15 protein-coding genes and 2 pseudogenes are annotated in these 16,577 nt (G+C 60.2%); 5 read left to right on the top strand and 12 right to left on the bottom strand.

Going from position 1 to position 16,577, the window contains the following annotated elements; genetic code table 11:
- Positions 1–18: 18 nt before the first annotated feature.
- Entirely contained in the window at positions 19–222 is a 204-nt protein-coding gene (locus tag FSO04_RS36715; RefSeq protein ID WP_154566387.1) for a tautomerase family protein, read from the bottom strand.
- Between the two features lie 183 nt (positions 223–405).
- On the opposite strand from FSO04_RS36715, the gene FSO04_RS36710 reads away from it, so the two are divergent.
- The 3 genes from FSO04_RS36710 (at position 406) to FSO04_RS36700 (ending at position 3,782) form a co-directional block, all read left to right on the top strand.
- Positions 406–1,380, top strand: a complete 975-nt coding sequence (locus FSO04_RS36710) for a LysR family transcriptional regulator (RefSeq protein WP_154566386.1) — start codon at positions 406–408, stop codon at positions 1,378–1,380.
- Between the two features lie 13 nt (positions 1,381–1,393).
- Positions 1,394–2,320, top strand: coding sequence for a LysR family transcriptional regulator (locus FSO04_RS36705; RefSeq protein WP_154566385.1), 927 nt, complete (start codon positions 1,394–1,396; stop codon positions 2,318–2,320).
- Positions 2,321–2,516: 196 nt separating this feature from the next.
- Positions 2,517–3,782, top strand: coding sequence for an MFS transporter (locus FSO04_RS36700; protein ID WP_154566384.1), 1,266 nt, complete (start codon positions 2,517–2,519; stop codon positions 3,780–3,782).
- A 199-nt stretch (positions 3,783–3,981) separates the two neighbouring features.
- On the opposite strand, the gene FSO04_RS36695 is transcribed toward FSO04_RS36700, so the two are convergent.
- Together FSO04_RS36695 and FSO04_RS36690 are read right to left on the bottom strand one after the other, a co-directional pair.
- On the bottom strand, positions 3,982–4,473 hold the full coding sequence (locus tag FSO04_RS36695; RefSeq protein ID WP_154566383.1) for a DinB family protein: 492 nt from the start codon (positions 4,471–4,473) through the stop codon (positions 3,982–3,984).
- A gap of 101 nt (positions 4,474–4,574) precedes the next feature.
- A pseudogene (locus FSO04_RS36690) lies at positions 4,575–5,060 on the bottom strand (hypothetical protein).
- A gap of 252 nt (positions 5,061–5,312) precedes the next feature.
- Between FSO04_RS36690 and FSO04_RS36685 the strand changes: the two are divergent.
- Positions 5,313–7,517, top strand: a complete 2,205-nt coding sequence (locus FSO04_RS36685; protein ID WP_154566382.1) for an OsmC domain/YcaO domain-containing protein — start codon at positions 5,313–5,315, stop codon at positions 7,515–7,517.
- A gap of 2 nt (positions 7,518–7,519) precedes the next feature.
- On the opposite strand, the gene FSO04_RS36680 is transcribed toward FSO04_RS36685, so the two are convergent.
- From FSO04_RS36680 to FSO04_RS36645, 8 genes are all read right to left on the bottom strand, one after another.
- A complete protein-coding gene (locus tag FSO04_RS36680) occupies positions 7,520–7,777 on the bottom strand; it encodes a site-specific integrase (RefSeq protein WP_233465114.1) in 258 nt (85 codons plus the stop codon).
- Positions 7,778–7,783: 6 nt separating this feature from the next.
- Positions 7,784–8,419 (bottom strand): MarR family winged helix-turn-helix transcriptional regulator, encoded by a 636-nt coding sequence (locus tag FSO04_RS36675; protein ID WP_154566381.1) that lies wholly within the window; start codon positions 8,417–8,419, stop codon positions 7,784–7,786.
- Between the two features lie 108 nt (positions 8,420–8,527).
- A complete protein-coding gene (locus tag FSO04_RS36670) occupies positions 8,528–9,397 on the bottom strand; it encodes an alpha/beta hydrolase (protein ID WP_154566380.1) in 870 nt (289 codons plus the stop codon).
- 84 nt (positions 9,398–9,481) lie between these two features.
- Positions 9,482–10,306 carry an SDR family NAD(P)-dependent oxidoreductase gene (locus tag FSO04_RS36665; RefSeq protein WP_168435969.1) on the bottom strand — a complete coding sequence of 275 codons (825 nt, stop codon included), beginning with the start codon at positions 10,304–10,306 and terminating at the stop codon, positions 9,482–9,484.
- Positions 10,307–10,316: 10 nt separating this feature from the next.
- Positions 10,317–11,588: a Rieske 2Fe-2S domain-containing protein gene (locus FSO04_RS36660; protein WP_154566379.1), complete on the bottom strand. Its 1,272-nt coding sequence runs from the start codon at positions 11,586–11,588 to the stop codon at positions 10,317–10,319.
- Between the two features lie 24 nt (positions 11,589–11,612).
- Complete coding sequence (locus tag FSO04_RS36655) at positions 11,613–12,914, bottom strand: Rieske 2Fe-2S domain-containing protein (RefSeq protein ID WP_154566378.1); 1,302 nt, start codon at positions 12,912–12,914, stop codon at positions 11,613–11,615.
- Between the two features lie 44 nt (positions 12,915–12,958).
- The gene (locus FSO04_RS36650; RefSeq protein WP_154566377.1) at positions 12,959–13,951 is read right to left on the bottom strand and encodes a PDR/VanB family oxidoreductase; all 993 of its coding nucleotides are present in this window, start codon (positions 13,949–13,951) and stop codon (positions 12,959–12,961) included.
- A gap of 32 nt (positions 13,952–13,983) precedes the next feature.
- Positions 13,984–14,538 carry a bacteriohemerythrin gene (locus tag FSO04_RS36645; protein ID WP_233465112.1) on the bottom strand — a complete coding sequence of 185 codons (555 nt, stop codon included), beginning with the start codon at positions 14,536–14,538 and terminating at the stop codon, positions 13,984–13,986.
- Positions 14,539–14,814: 276 nt separating this feature from the next.
- Here FSO04_RS36645 and FSO04_RS36640 point away from each other — a divergent pair, with 276 nt between their 5' ends.
- Entirely contained in the window at positions 14,815–15,966 is a 1,152-nt protein-coding gene (locus FSO04_RS36640) for a porin (protein ID WP_154566376.1), read from the top strand.
- Positions 15,967–15,990: 24 nt separating this feature from the next.
- Here FSO04_RS36640 and FSO04_RS36635 read toward each other — a convergent pair.
- Positions 15,991–16,577: pseudogene (locus FSO04_RS36635) on the bottom strand (hypothetical protein); the annotation flags it as partial.

Below are 16,577 nucleotides of genomic sequence, written 5' to 3'. Positions count from 1 at the left end.
CTTGAAATCGCGACGCGCTCAGCGTTGCCGTGCGCGTATGTCTGTGATCGATTCGCCGCCCCAGCCCCAATTGTCCGTATCGATTTCCTCGATCACGACAAAAGTGGCTGCGGGGTCCTTGTGCAACACGCGCACCATAAGATCGGTGGCGCCCTTGATCAATTCGGCCTTCTGCTCGCGCGTGACACCTTCGCGCGTCACCTCAATTTTGATGTACGGCATGATGCACTCCTTTCAGTTGCCCCAGGTTCGACGGCGTGTACTACCAGCGGCAGACAGTCGTTCCGCCATCCACACGTACCGCAGGGCGTCCCGATGTCTGTCCGGCTCCCATGTAACTCACTATACTTATGCCACTCGCGTCGATAAATACGCTCATGTCAAATTCATTTGATACGCCAAGTAATGAATAGCCCGCGGATCATCGAACGAACCAGTAAGCGCCAATTCGACGACTTGATGCTCGGCAGCATCGAGTTGTTCTGTCTCGCGGCGGAACTGGAGAGCTTTACGGACGCCGCCACCGCCGCCGGCGTCACGCCTGCGGCGGTGAGCCGCTCGGTGTCGCGGCTCGAGGAGCGCCTGGAGGTGCGGCTCTTCGTCAGAACCACGCGCCGTATCCGGCTGACCGACGCGGGCAGGACGTACTACGAGCGTTGCCGCGAGGCGCTCGGACAACTCCTCGACGCCGAGCGCGAAGCGACCGGCCAGCAGTCTGCCGCCGCCGGCATGTTGCGCATCAGCATGCCGACCCCCTATGCGCACTATCGCGTGCTGCCCATCCTGCCGGCGTTCCGCGAGCAACATCCACAGGTGCGGGTCGACGTGCACATCAGCAATCGCAATATCGACTTCGCCGAAGAAGGCTTCGATCTGGCGATTCGCGGCAGCGCGCCGGGCGAATCGAATCTGATTGCCCGCAAGCTCGAAGACGCGGAACTGGTCGTGGTGGCCAGTCCCGCTTATCTGTCGCGAGCCGGAATGCCCACGTCGGTCGACGACCTCGCGCGCCACGATTGCATCCAGTTCGACCTGCCAAGCAGTGGCCGCAAGATTCCCTGGCTCTTCAAAAGCGGAGAACAGGTGCAGGAGCATTTCACCGACGGCGGTTATTCGAGCGCGGGCGACGTACTCGGTGGCGTGACGTTGGCGCGCTGCGGCGCGGGACTGTTCCAGACGTATCGTTTCGTGATTGAGCGGGACCTGGCGACCGGCGGTCTGGTGGAAGTGTTGCCGGCGTTCGGCGGCGCCTCGCGGCCGTTCGTGCTGCTCTACCCTCACAAGCGCCATGTGTCCTTGCGGGTGCGACGCTTCGTCGATTTTCTCGTCGAGACGCTCGGCTCCGCCCGGCGCGACGACACCACCTCGCCCCTCCCCTGAAGGCTGACCGGCGATGGATCGAATCGATGCGATGAAGGTATTCGTCTGCGCCCTCGACGAGGGCAGCCTTGCCGCGGCGGGCCGGCGCCTCGGCCGTTCGCCCGCCGCCGTGAGCCGGGCCATTGCGTTTCTCGAAGCGCACGTCGGCATGGCGCTACTGCATCGCACCACGCGCACGATCAAGCTGAGCGAAGCCGGCGAGCGTTACGCCGCCTCGTGCCGGCGAATCCTGACCGACCTCGAAGAAGCCGATCTGATGATTGCCGGCGAAGGCGCGGCGCCGCGCGGCACGCTGACGCTGACCGCGCCCGTGGCCGCCGGTCAGGACTTTCTGCGTCCGTTGCTCGACGAGTTTGTGGACCAGTATCCGGAAGTCACCGCGCGCCTTTACCTGCTCGACCGCCCCGCCAACCTGATCGACGAAGGGATCGACGTCGCGCTGCGCATTGCTCACCTGGCCGATTCGACGCTAATCGCGATGCCGGTTGGCGAAGTACGCCGCGTGGTGGTTGCCGCACCGCGCTATCTCGCCAAACACCCGCGCCTCAAGGAACCTGGCGATCTCGCCCAGCACCGGATTATTTCGATGACGCATTTCGGCGTCGATTCGTGGAGCTTTCCGTCGTCGAACAATTCCGCCGCGCCGCAAACGGTGCACTTCACGCCACGGCTGATCGTCAACAGCGTGCAGGGCGCGGTGGCCTCCGCCGTCGACGGGCACGGCGTCACGCGGCTTTTTTCGTATCACGTCGCCGAACAGGTCCGCGGAGCGTCGTTGAAGATCGTGCTGACCGGCTACGAGCAGGCGCCGCTCCCTGTTCATCTGATCACGCCGCAAGGCCGTCTCGCGGTGCCGAAAGTCCGGGCCTTCGTCGACTTCGCGGTACCGCGTCTGCGCGCCCATTTCAGCGCGCTCAAAGCGATCACCGACGCGGATTGAACCGCCGCGCGGAAGAATAGCTGCCGCGCGGCGGCGATTCTCTCGTCGCGTGTTTGTTCGTAAACTGCTCGCCATGGGTAACAGCTACGGCCAAACCTGGCTGCAACGCCAAACGCATGGAGCAGGCAATGGACTCGGAACAGAACGTGGTGCTCATCGCCGGTGCGCAATTGCGCGCCGGATCACGGGGGGCGTTATGAATCGGCCAGCCAATGTGGCGGCCCTTGGGGCCGGGCCGGCGAACGCCGTCAGCTACGCCGCACGAAACACACTCTACTGGCGTCGCAACCTGTTCATTTGCGTGTTCGGCTCGTTTACCACGCTCGTCAGTTTGAGCATGCTGCTGCCGTTTCTGCCGCTCTACGTGCAGCAACTCGGCGTGACGTCGCAGGCCGCGATTGTGCAGTGGTCGGGCGTGGCGTTCGGCGCGACCTTTCTCGGCACGGCCGTCACGGCGCCGCTCTGGGGACGCCTCGCCGATCGCTACGGACGCAAGCCGATGCTCGTGAGGGCGGCAGTCGGCATGGCGATTGTGATGTCCCTGATCGGCATGGCGCACAACGTGACTGAACTGGTGGTGCTGCGACTGCTGGCCGGATTGATTGGTGGCTATGCCTCGGCGTCGATTGTGATGATCGGCACCCAAGCGCCGCGCGAACGTGCGGGATGGGCACTCGGCATCCTGTCGACCGGCTCGCTGGCCGGCAGTCTCGTGGGTCCGCTGGTCGGTGGTGTGCTGCCCTCGTTGATCAGCATTCGCAGTACGTTCTTTGCCGGCGGCGCGATGATCGCCGTTGCCGCCCTGCTGACGATCCTGTTCGTACGCGAAGATTTTCACCCGGACTCCGACGCCAAAGCACGCGCCTCAACCCACGCCACGGCGCCGAAGCTGGCCAACCGTACCGTGATGGTCACGCTGCTGCTTACCGCGATGATGGTGCTGCTCGCCAACATGTCGATCGAGCCGATCATCACCGTCTATATCGCGCACCTCAATGTGCCGACCGACCATCTGGCCCGCACCGCCGGTATTGTGATGGCGTGCTCGGCGTTCGGCAGCATGCTGACCGCGGCGCGGCTTGGCGCACTGGCGGATCGGATCGGCAGTTGGAACGTGATTATCGGTTGCCTCGTGTTGACCGGGCTCGTGATGGTGCCGCAAGCATTCGTCACGCACTGGTGGCAACTGGCGGCCCTGCGCGGGTTGATGGGCATGACGCTGGCCGGTCTGCTGCCGTCGATCGCGAAACTGGTCCGGCACACGGCCACCGAAAGTCAGTCGGGAACGATGCTCGGGTATCTGCAGTCGGCGCAATTCGCCGGTCAGGTTGTCGGACCGCTGATCGGTGGAGTAATCGGCGTCCACCTCGGTCTGCACGCTGTGTTCTTTGTCACGGGGTCGTTGTTGATTGCCTGCGCCGCGCTCGGTCAAGCCGTGCGCAATCGGCCGACGCACGCATGACGGCCTCCTGCGTGTTTTTCCGCGTCGAAACAATGCCGCCGCAGGGTACGCGCGCTACCGGACTACAACGCCGGCGGTCTCGACGACTGGGACGGATGCTGTATTGCTTGGGGCGATTGTTTCAGGCGTCGAACGGGGACGCCTTAGGGCTTTTGAACGCCTTGGGTATGCGACTTCGTAGCGCAGCGGTATTCGTCGCTTATTGCCCGATATCAACTGCCTCTGAAAAGGGCTCTCTGCCGCGAAGCCGGCGTGAGGGCTCCGTTGTGTGCAGATGCACGGCGTAGGTGTCCCAAGGCAATTTAATGCCCTGCTCCGATCCGTTGGAAACCTGAACCAGAATTCGCCCTACCTCACCACGGTGATAACCGCCATGGGTCACGACGTGGGTCAGCATCTCTTCACGCGTCATATACCCGTTGTCCCCATCGGTGAACGCGAAGGGTACAGATTCGGACAGCATGGTCGGCGTGACCCTCCCTACATAGTCGAGGTACCAGTGATCCGTAGCCGTGAGGCCTGCGCGCAGTTCCGGGAGCGCTGGGATGTCTGGTGTATTGTCCGACGCGAAGTAATGACTTTCGCCAATGAGATGCGCCGCGAAGATCCTGTTCACTACCAGACAATGATTCATGAGCCGGGTAGCAAGATGAAGTTCCGCCGGATGATGCTCGGCGCTCAATCCATTCATTGCGTCCAGTCAAAGGGGCATCGACGCGCAGCCACGCTTGGCAGCAACGCGTCAATGGTCTCTTCAACGCGTCTATGCGACTTGCCGTCGCTCCTGGCGTATCAGTTCGGCGCGACAACCGGTTGCTGGGCGGCTTTTGCTCTTGCGCTTGTCGTGTCTTTGGCGGGCTTTTGTTTGCGCTGGCTGACCTTCGTTATCGTAGGCTGGGCTTTGGCTTGAGCTTCGGCTGCGATCTGTGCGGACTCTTCAAGAAGACGCGTCGCACGGTTTGCGGTGATGCGGCTTTGAGCGACACCCTTCGCATCCAGCGCGATCACCTGGAACAACTCGCGGTCGCAAGTGAGATCCTGCTGATACTGCTCGCCAGTGTGGACGAGTAATTCAAGCAATGTGTGCTAGCGTCGGCGTTCCTCGATCGTGATGGCAGGATTCCTACATATTGTGGCCGCAAAAGTGACAAGCGTTTCCAGTTGACTCAATTGCCGGCTGCAGAGATTGAATGCCTGCAAAGCAAGCTTTTCGTACGGGAGTGCGTCGACAGGTGGACGTGAAGCGGGTTGGGACCGAAGCGGACGTTCATTCTGCAGCGCTGACCGGCGTCGAGATCGCGTGGTTTTGCCGCTCGCGTTGCCACGGCGTGGCCGGTCGCAGATATTCGATGGGCAGCGACGACAACGGAACTCAGCCTGTGCGCACGATAGTCGCACAGGCTGGTTGTCTATCAAGTGGGAGTAGAATCCCCGCCAGGAAACATCATTCGCTAGTCGATTGACTATTAAAGCCCTGTTTTTTTACAGGGCTTTGTATTTTGTCTTGAGCACCATTTTTGGAATTTCCCCATGGAAATTAAAGTCAACTTTCTCGATAAGCTACGCCTTGAAGCCAAGTTTGATGACTTCACGGTAGTGGCCGACCAGCCTATCCGTTATAAGGGCGATGGCTCGGCGCCTGGTCCCTTCGATTATTTTCTGGCCTCATCGGCCCTGTGTGCAGCTTACTTTGTGAAGTTGTACTGCGTGACTCGCAATATTCCTACCGAAAATATCCGCCTGTCGCAGAATAATATTGTTGATCCGGAAAACCGGTACCAACAGATTTTCAAGATTCAGGTTGAGTTGCCGGCGGACATCTCCGACAAAGACCGCCAGGGTATTTTGCGTTCCATCGACCGTTGTACGGTCAAAAAAGTGGTGCAAGCCGGACCCGAGTTTGTAATTGAAGAGGTAGAGAACCTGGATGCCGATGCTCAGTCCTTGCTGACGTTGAAGCCGGCTTCTGACGCCAGCACCTATATTACGGGCAAGGATCTGCCGTTGGAGCAAACCATCGCCAATATGTCGGGCATTTTGGCGGGCTTGGGCATGAAGATTGAAATCGCTTCGTGGCGCAATATCGTTCCCAATGTGTGGTCGCTGCATATCCGCGATGCACACTCGCCGATGTGCTTTACCAATGGCAAGGGAGCGACCAAAGAAAGCGCGTTGGCGTCCGCGTTGGGAGAGTTTATTGAGCGCCTGAATTGCAACCATTTCTATGGCGGTGCGTTTTGGGGCGAAGACATCGCCAACTCGGAGTTCGTACATTACCCGAACGAGCGCTGGTTCAAGCCCGGCCGTAAGGATGCGCTGCCGGCTGAGATTCTGGATGCGTACTGCCTGGAGATTTACAACCCGGATGGGGAGTTGCGTGGCTCGCATCTGATCGACACTAACTCCGGCAATGTGGAGCGCGGTATCTGTTCGCTGCCGTTCGTGCGGCAGTCGGACGGCGAAGTGGTGTACTTTCCGTCCAACCTGATCGAAAACCTATTCCTCAGCAATGGCATGAGTGCCGGTAATACGCTGGCCGAAGCGCAGGTGCAATGTCTGTCCGAAATTTTCGAACGGGCGGTAAAGCGCGAAATTCTGGAAGGTGAAATCGCATTGCCTGATGTGCCGCACGAAGTGCTGGCGAAATACCCTGCCATTCTGGCCGGGATTCAGGGATTGGAAGAGCAGGGTTTTCCGGTGCTGGTGAAGGATGCGTCGCTGGGTGGGACTTACCCGGTGATGTGCGTCACCTTGATGAACCCGCGAACAGGCGGTGTCTTTGCCTCGTTCGGCGCGCACCCAAGCTTCGAGGTAGCGCTGGAACGCAGTCTCACGGAATTGCTGCAGGGGCGTAGTTTTGAAGGCCTGAACGATTTACCTCAACCCACCTTTGTCAGTAACGCTGTGACGGAACCAAATAACTTTGTTGAGCACTTCATCGATTCCAGCGGTGTGGTGTCGTGGCGCTTTTTCAGCGCCAAAGCGAATTTCGAGTTTGTTGAATGGGATTTTTCCGGCCAGGGTGAAAACTCCAATGCCGAGGAAGTGGCAACCTTGTTCGGCATTCTCGAAGACATGGGCAAAGAGGCGTACATGGCGGTGTATGACCAGCTGGGTGCTGTTGCCTGCCGGATTCTGGTGCCCGATTATTCGGAAGTTTACCCGGTAGAGGATTTGATCTGGGATAACACAAACAAGGCGCTGTTGTTCCGCGCCGATATTTTGAACGTGCATCGCCTGGACGATGCCGGCCTGGCTGCTCTGCTTGAGCGGTTGGAGAACAGTGAGTTGGACGAGCACTCCGATATTGCCACTTTGATCGGCATCGAATTTGACGAGAATACGGACTGGGGGCAGCTAACAGTTCTCGAGTTGAAGCTGCTGATTCATCTCGCCTTGCGGCAATTCGAGGCTGCGCAAGAGTTGGTGGGAGCGTTCCTGCAGTACAACGACAACACGGTCGAGCGCGGATTGTTTTACCAGGCCTTGAATGTGGTGCTGGAGGTGCTGCTCGATGACGATCTGGAACTGGACGACTACGCCCTCAACTTCCGTCGGATGTTTGGCAATGCCCGGATGGACGCGGTAATGGGGTCGGTGGACGGCAGCGTGCGCTTCTTCGGGTTATCGCCAACGAGTATGAAACTGGAGGGGCTCGATAGGCACCAACGCCTGATCGACAGCTACAAAAAATTGCATAAGGCGCGGGCCAATGTGGCGGCTACCGCCAGTTAGGGTTACGAGTCATGGCTGGATGCGATGATGCCTTTCATCTCCCGTAGCGCTTTGCTCAATGCATCACGATGTAAATGGGGAGTCTTTTGACGGGCTGGGGACGGAAAGACGTAGCGCCCCTTACCGGTAATTGACTGCGATTCGTTCAGCACAGCGATCGCCTGCTTTGGCAATGGCACGATGTGATCGTGCCATATTTTCATCCGTTCGGCTGCACGCTTGTGCGCGATGGCGCGGCGAGCGTTGCGCGCCTCTGACACGGGGCTTCAACAACGCATTGCCGGATTCTTCAAGATTTTTGGAGGCACCAATTCTTCTAATAAGGCCAATGTCCGCAGACAGAACTCGTTGCCCGCGGCGCGTTCCGCATCCGAAAAGCGGGCGATCGCAGGCGCGATCGACGACTCTTCCGCAAGCGTGACAATCGCCTTTTCAACGATGTCGAGGCCCTTCCTGGTCAAATGGACGATGAAACCGCCGTTGTGACTCGGGTCTGCCTGACGTCCTACCATGCCGAGTTTCACGAGACGGTCGATCTTTTTGGTCACTGCGCCGGAGGTGACGAGTAGTGCGCGATACAAGTCGGTCGGGCGCTTTGCGTACGGGTGACCGCCGCGACGTAGTGCCAGCAGCACACGCATGTCGGACCCGCTAATATCGCCCAGGCCCTGGCACATTTTGTCGAACGCCTGTTCCACGAGTGTGCCGAGCCGCATGAAATAGATCGCGAGCAGGAAGTTGGAAAGATTAAGTTCGCTGTGCTCACTTTGCCATTGCCGCGTAATGAACTCAACGTGGCTGTTACGAGGGACATTCGATGGCCCGGAAGCGTTCGAGTGCTCCGCTACTGCCTGCTTGCGGGATGGGGGAGGCGCGGGTCGCTTTGCGGCGGCGATGCTCATCTCGATGACTTCCCTGGCTAAAGGGCGCAGGCTAAAAGGATCCGATTACGAACTGAAGGGCGCAGCGCCTGCACACAGTGACGTGCTCGAGGCGCCGCGCTTGCATGGCTATGCCGCTTGTACCGCGTGGCGCAACGCGTCGGCTATCTGGCGCTGAGCCAGGGTCGCCGCGTCGACTTGACCGCGCATACTGTAGAACGTATGTAGCATGCCGAGGTAGCGCACGCACGTCGTCGGAACACCCGCTTCGGCCAATTTCCGTGCGTAAGCTTCGCCATCGTCGCGCAAGCCGTCACACTCGGCGGTGATAACGATGGCCGGCGGCAGCCCCGCATGATCGTCGGCGAGGAACGGCGAGAGCTTCCAGGTTGTCGGTGTCACACCATGATCCAGAGCGTACGTGCGAAATGCGTGCTCGACGTCGACCTTGCGCTGCACGAAGCCTTCGGCGTAGGTGGATAGCGAGGTCCCCTGCTGCCGGGCATCTGTCGCCGGATAGACGAGTGCCTGGGCGAGAATGCGAGGTTTGGCATGCTCCCGCGCCAGCAGGCATACCGCTGCTGCGAGATTGCCGCCGGCCGACTCGCCGAACACGGTCAAACGCTCGGACGGAAGCCCCAGCTTGTGCCCGTATTCGGCGACCCAGCAGGTCGCGGCCCATACATCGTCCAACGCCGCAGGAAACGGATGCTCTGGCGCGAGGCGATAGTCGACGCTGACCACCGCCAGTCCGGAGTCGTTGGCCAGATGGCGGCATACCGCGTCGAAACTGTCGCGATTGCCCATCAGCCATCCGCCGCCGTGAAAGGCCATCGTGACCCCTGTGGCGTCTTTCGGATGGTAGATGCGTACAGGGATGCCGGCGTCGAGACCCGGAACTATGAAATCGACAACCTTGTCGATATGAGGGCCGGGCTCACGTGCTGCGGTGCGTGCGGCCATGCCCGCGCGCGCCTCTTCGGGGCTCACCTCCGCCATACCAGGTTTCGCTGCGGCGTTTGCAGCGATAGCCCGAAGCGACGGGTGGATGTGGTTTTGAGGAGAAGAAGACATCGCTGGTTTTCAGGGAGTCGGGGTTGATGAGGGAGCGAACGTAATGGAGGGAATGGCGGCAACGACGCCAAGGCCGCCATCGACAGCGATGATTTCACCGGCCATATGAGCGCTCAGGTCGGACGCAAGGAACAACAGGTGACCTGCGATTTCTGCCGGCGTGGCAGCCCGTCCAAGCGGAATCGCGTTACCGACTCTCGTCCAGGTCGCTTCGTCCAGACGCTGATTCAGTCTCGGCGTACGGACGAAGCCCGGAGACACTGCATTGATGCGCACATTGTGGGGGGCATACTCGGCACCCGCGCAGCGTACGAGGTGATGCAATGCCGCCTTCGCGGATGCGTAGGCAACCTCGTTCGGCACCGCGAGTTCGCCGGCGAGCGAGCCAACGAACGCAAAGGTGCCGCCACCATCGGCCTTCATCATTTCGCCGCCAATCTGAATCGCGAGATAGGCATGGCGGACGACGATATCGAATTGCTGGTCCCACGACGCATCGTCGACGGCAGCGAGCGGTTTGAGCCCCGCCACGCCGATGATATCGACGACGCCATGCACGCGGCCGAAGTGCTGGCGCGCCGTGTCGAACACCCGTTGCATGTCTTCGCGAGATGTTGCATCCGCCGTGCACGGTATGCCGTCCACGGTCTCTGCAATTTTCCGTGCCAGCGTCTCGTCACGGTCGACGCAGAGTACGCGAGCACCGGCCTGCGCCAGTGCATGAACGGTTTGTTCGCCGATACCCTGCCCCGCGCCAAGCACCACAAAACCGCGACCGTCAAGTCGCAGCAGGGACAGGTAGTCCGGAACATCTTGATGGGTATTGTCGGTCACGTGAGTATCCTTATTCGGCTGTCACGATGTTGCGATGCGACGGAATCAGCTCTTGCCAGGCTGTACCCTCCACGAGTTCCCGATCGCAGGCGCTCACGCCACGGAGGTCGAGTCCGAGCGCGGGTGGTTGCTGGTTCTCCGCCACACGCTTGACGGCATCGAGAAGCACACGGCGTACGCGCACGACGGCCTGGTCGGCGGGCACCAGATGTTCGCGCGAGCGATCGTAGAGGGGGCCCTGAGACAGCCCGATCGCTGCATCTTCTACCTCGACGCCGCGCAAGCCTGTCCAGTTTTCCTTCATCAGTTCGCGGTTCTGGCCGAACATATCCGCCACGCTTGCCGTGAACTGGCAACTCTTGCGGTCATAGTACCGAGGGTCATTCAGTCCGAGCAGCTCGATGATCTTCTCTTCAGTCACCGGTGCGTCGCCGTGCACGATGATGTAGGTGCTCGTGTGCGTGTCGTCTTGAGGGACCTCGAGGACGGTGAACTGAAACGCGGGAGCAGGAATGATGCGGCCGTAGGGGACAATGAATGGCACCACGCGTGCGTTCCGGACTTTCGGATCATTTGTCTTGCGCAACGCAACGTAGTGGAAACCGAAGGTTGTCTCTTCGATCTTGAGAGCCGGTTCCAGATCATTGGACGCAAGCGCAGCGGGATTGACTACGTCGGAGTTCGGCGTGAACTCGTCGTCCTTCCAGCCGGGGCGCGCCATATTGGTATGCAGAACGCCGACGTGCGAGCTGTCCTCTCCACCTTCCACCAGTTGCAGATAGTTGCAGTGGACGTTGACGCGCAGCACGACGCGGTGTTTCGGGTCCGCATCCATGAACGCGTAGCGAGAAAACGCCGGCTGCAACTCGCGCGGGCCGACATATGCCCAGACGACGCCGCCTTCCTCGCGCACTGGAAAGGCGGGTGCCTTCATCCGTGTCGCGTACTTCGGATCGGCGTGGTTCGGCGTTTCCAGTACGGCACCAGAGACGCTGAACTTCCAGCCGTGATAGAGGCAGCGGATACCGCCTTCTTCCACGCGGCCAAGCGCGAGCGACGCGCCGCGATGCATGCACAGCTCTTCCAGAAAACCTACCTTGCCCTCGGTGTCGCGGAAGGCGACATAATCCTCGCCGAGCAGGCGGACTCGCAGCGGCGCGCAGTCCGGATGTGGCAGTTGGACCGAGGCGCACACGGGGTGCCAGTAGCGTCGCATCAAGGCGCCGCCCGGCGTGCCCGGGCCGACACGGCAGAGAGTCTCGTTGTCTTTGTGGCTCAACATATAAAGCTCCTTAATTGACTTTCGTTATTGGCTGCGCTCTGCGCGCGCGCCATGAGACGAAACGATCCGATGGTGGGGAACAAGAGTGCGCCAGTCTTCGCCAGCACCGATTTCACCGGACACGCCAATTGCACTGCCCGCGTCCGCTCGTAGCGCGGGTATTTCCTGCTTGTCACGGGCCGCCCGGGCGTAGGACAGCAAGCAGCGCTGAAGACGGCTGATCGCGAGGTCGGCGGTGGAGAGCATCTCCTGCGACCGGTCGCGAATCGCACCGCTCGACACGCTGCACGCGGCGTCTTCCTGCGTGATGCCGTCAAACCCCGTGAAGTGGCCGTTGCGCTGCTGCGCGCGGTCCTGGCGGTAGCCATTGGCAACCGACATGGCGGTCGGAGAGTCGCAGGTGTCGATCGTCATGCCGTATTTGCGCAGCGTCGGGTCGTCCAGGCCCACGAACGTGAGTTGCTCATTGCGCAACGGTTCTTCGCCAATGCGTTTTTCGGCATCCCACCACACGTGGTACAGGAAACAGCGCTCGTCGCTGATCGGAACGATCGCAAGCCAGACATCTCCGTTCGCGTTGGCGATGAAGCAAGGCGCGATGAACGAGGTGACGCGTGCGATACGCTGACCCTGGCCTTCGCGGATGGCTACGTAGTGGAAGCCGAAGTCCGTCTCGTCTGCCTCGATTTTGGGAGCCGCGTCGAACTGCATATGCGAAGTCTTCTTCGCGTAGTCGAGATCGGAGTCGTTAGTCCTCGCCAGTGCGGAACTATGCAGAACGGTCAGATGCGACGAATCGACGAGACCTTCCATCACCTGCACATAATTGGCGTTGATGACCGCGCGGGCGTTGATGCGGTGCACGTCCGGCTGATCCATGAAGGCCCAATGCGGGAACGGCGGCTCTTCATCCTTCGGACCCAGATAGCCCCAGACAATGCCGCCCACTTCGCGCACCGGGTAGGTTCGGCCCTTGATCCGTTGCTTGAATTTCGGGTCCTCGACATTAGGCGTTTCAAGGACAGTTCCATCCACCGCGAATTTCCAGCCATGGTAGATGCAGCGCAGGCCGTCGCCATCCGCGCGGGCCAATTGCATCGATGCGCCGCGGTGCAGACAACCCTCTGCAAAGAGGCCGGGCTGGCCTTGCTGGTCGCGCCACACGACAAACCGCTCACCCAGCAGTTCAATGGTCTGCGGATCGCCATTCGCCTCCGGCATATCCGACGACTGGATCACGGGCAACCAGAAGCGGCGCATCGCATCACCCATGGCGGTACCGGCGCCAACACGGCACATCAATTCGTTATCTTGCTTGTTCAACATGTCGATCCCTCGCTACGATGTTTGGCAGTGGGTGACTGATGGCCTCAAAGATCGAGCACCAGCCGGGAAGTCTTCGCGCGCGAGCAGCACGGCATGAAGGTGTCGTTGCGTGCCCGTTCGTCGTCCGTCAAATAAAGGTCCCGGTGGTCAGGTTCACCGGCCAGCACCTTGGTCATGCAGGTGCCGCAGACACCTTGCTCGCAGGACAGCGGCAGGTTGAAGCCGGCGTCGAGCAGAGCTTGTGCGGCACTTTGATCCGCGTGAACCTCGATGACCTGGCCACTGCTGCCAATCTCGATCTCGAACCGCTCGTCGCCCGACGAATCGATGGGTGCCGCAGCGAAATATTCGCGGTGCAGATGTGCCTCGTCCCAACCGAGTTCGCGCGCGGTCTGCAGAATGTGATCCATGAAGCCGGTGGGCCCACACACATACAGGTGCTTGTCCGATGAAGGCGCGCCTATCGCGGTGCGGGCATCGAGCTGCTGATCAGGGGCACCGTCGTCGACGTGCATGTGTACCTGCGACTCCTCGTCGAATTGCGCCTGCTGCAGGCGTTCGATAAGGGCCATGCGCGATAGCGTGCGACCGCAGTAGTGCATTTCGAATGGGCGGTGTTCGCGCGCCAGTTGCTGCGCCATGCAAAAGATCGGCGTGATGCCGATACCACCCGCGAACAGGATCGACCGGTCTTTTTGATCGTCGTGCAAAGCAAAGTGGTTGCGCGGGGCGCTGATCGTGAGCGTATCGCCGGCTTGCACGTTATCGAGAAGCTTGACGGAACCACCGCGGGATTGGGGATCACGCAGCACACCGATCCGGTAGCGCGGCGATTCACCCGGCAAGTCATACAAGGAGTACTGACGCACGGGGCCGCCAGGCACATGCAGATCGATGTGCGCGCCGGCTTCGAAGGCCGGCAGGTCGCCGTCCGACAATGGCGAGAGATCAAAGCCGGAAATGTCGTCGGCCAGCCATGTCCTGGCGATGACTTTGACCTGCAGCAACGTGTCCAAAGGGGATGATTGGTTGTTCATGACAGATACTTGAGTAAAGTGAGGACAGCGTGTCAGGCGGCAACCTGAAGTCGACGCCGGATGACTATTGGCGAGGCGCCCAGCCGTCGCTGAATCAGCCAGCGCGCCAAACCCTGGTCCATCACACGCACGTGCTCCGGAAACCAGTCCACCAGCGCGCGGGCAAAGGAACGCACAACGTCGGTACGTCCCTCGGCCAACATAGCCCGTACCTTGTCGAGCGAGTGCAGCACGTTAGCGTGCTCATCGATATGACAGCCCGCTGAGCCGTAGGCCGTCTCGCGCATCGAGGCGTCCTCTTCGTCAAAGTGGCGACGCGCATGGTCGGCAAATGCTTCGAGTGCGCTCCCGAGATTTTCGTCTTCCGTTGTCAGCAGCGTATGTACGCACACCACAAACTCGTGGTGAGTCTCGTCCATCGTCTGATGGCCGAGCGCGTAGTCGTCGTTCCAGGCAAAGCGAGGACGGGCACGGTCCTCTTCGCGGACATGTTCCGTTGCCCCGGTCATTGTTGAGCCAGCCGTGGGGCTCGGTGATGGCGCGACACCATGATCGAGAGTTGTCTGCCGGTCTTCCAAATCGTTCATTTTTCAACGTACTCCTGCGAAGTTGATCGCACTGATCAATTACATCTTCCATGGAAGATGATGTTTTACTCATCAAATGTCGAGATAGGGAAAACGCCAATGAGACAAAATATCCTATAAAAATCAGACATTTTGTGACGAAATAAACTTGTCATATGCGATCAAGATGGGCCTGGTTCGATGGGGTGCGGGTATCTCCCAACGTCAAATAATTTGACAAGGAAGACGATAAAAAATTATCTTCCGTGGAAGCAATTAACCAGGGGGAGACAGATGATGAGTTCAGGGTTGAAGCGGGTGGGACGTGGTTTTTCGCGGCATCAGGTGGCTTGCTGGGGACTCTCGTTTCTTGCTGTATGCGCGCCGGCGGTAACCCAGGCGCAGAGTTCTGTCACCTTGTATGGGATTATCGATACCGGCATTGAGTATGTGACAAATGTCGGTCCCCAAAAGTCCAGTGTGGTACGTATGCCGACGCTCACGGGATCGATACCCTCGAGATGGGGTCTCCGCGGTAAAGAGGATCTGGGTGGCGGCCTTAGCGCGGTTTTTGTCCTGGAGTCGGGCTTCGCCCCGTCGACTGGCGCACTGAATCAAGGTGGCCGCCTGTTCGGCCGGCAGGCATATGTCGGGCTTTCTGGGCGTTGGGGGACGTTAACCGCGGGCCGGCAATACTCCCAGATCTATTGGGCCATGCCGGGTGACACGATGGGGCCGAATGTCTATGCAGCCGGAGATCTGGACCCATACCTGGCTCAACCGCGACTCGACAACGCTGTCGCCTATACCTTCACAAGATCAGGGCTGACCGTGGGCGCCACGTATTCGTTCGGGCGTGACGCGGTAGATCCCGTGCCGGCCGGCGGATGCGCTGGGCAATCGCCGACGGACTGGCGGGCCTGCAAGTCGATGTCTGCCATGGTGAAATATGAAGCGGCGACTTGGGGTGTGGCGACGGCCTTTGACCGCAACTACGGTGGTGGCGGGGTCGGCTCGCCCCTGCCCAAGACTGCGCAAACCGATACACGTGCGGTTATCGACGGGTACGTGAAATTTGGTACCTCGACTATCGGTGCGGGATTCCTGCATCGAATCAATCACGGGGTGCAGACGCCGACCCTTTCCGATGCGGTCAGCAACTACTGGTGGCTTGGCGGGACCTATTTCCCCCTTCCGCAAGTTGCTCTGGATGCCCAGTTCGGACACATATCAGTGAACGGTGGCAGTTCCGCGGGAGCCTCCGTGATCGCAGCGCGTGCGACGTACCTGTTGTCCAAGCGCTCTTCTGTCTATGTTACTGCGGGTCGCGTGTTCAATCAGCGCAACGGAGCGTACACGATTGATGGCGGTGTGATCCCACCGGCATCTAACCCATTGCCCGGTGTAAATCAAACGGGTGCGATGGTGGGTATTCGCCACCAGTTCTAAAAGGCAGCCCTTTCAAGGTCTTGATCAAGATGTCCCGCCTTTGGCGCGTTTAAGCAGGCGGGCGGTACTGTGATGGGCTCGGGCTACCGCGCCTTCGACATAGGGTGCGGGTTTGCGGGTCTTGGGGCCACGCCTGCGCGTGCGTACCTGGGCCGGATCGACGCAGTGGGCCAGCTCGAGCAGTTTGCCGGCAATCACATCGGGCGTAGCATCGCTCCAGTGCGACCATTCGTTCGGCGGCAGCGCGATGAGCATGCCCTCATACTGGCTGCGAATCTGCAAGGCAAGGTAATACGTCGAGACCTCGGGTGGCGCTGCACCGGTTTCATCGGCTGCAGCATGGGCAGTTTCAATACTGCGCTTGAGCGTGGCCAGCACGTTGTACGCCAGCACCGCGACGGTAAAACCCAGCAGCGCGGCCCGCGGATGACCCAGGGTGCGGATCTCGCTTTGCAGCACCGACTCGCGTCGCTGGAACATGCCTTGGCGGGTAAGGAACTGGCGCGGTGCGCGGCAAACCCGGTCCGTTTCCAGCCCCTCCCCATAAGAACTGATCGTGAGGTTTTCCCTCAAGCAGCTCACCCAGTGGGATTCATCGCAAGGGTTATGGG

It is taken from the genome of Paraburkholderia madseniana (genome assembly GCF_009690905.1).
Classification (GTDB): domain Bacteria; phylum Pseudomonadota; class Gammaproteobacteria; order Burkholderiales; family Burkholderiaceae; genus Paraburkholderia; species Paraburkholderia madseniana.
The sequence above is the reverse complement of the archived record's forward strand: the minus strand, read 5'-3'. Positions and strand labels throughout refer to the sequence as shown.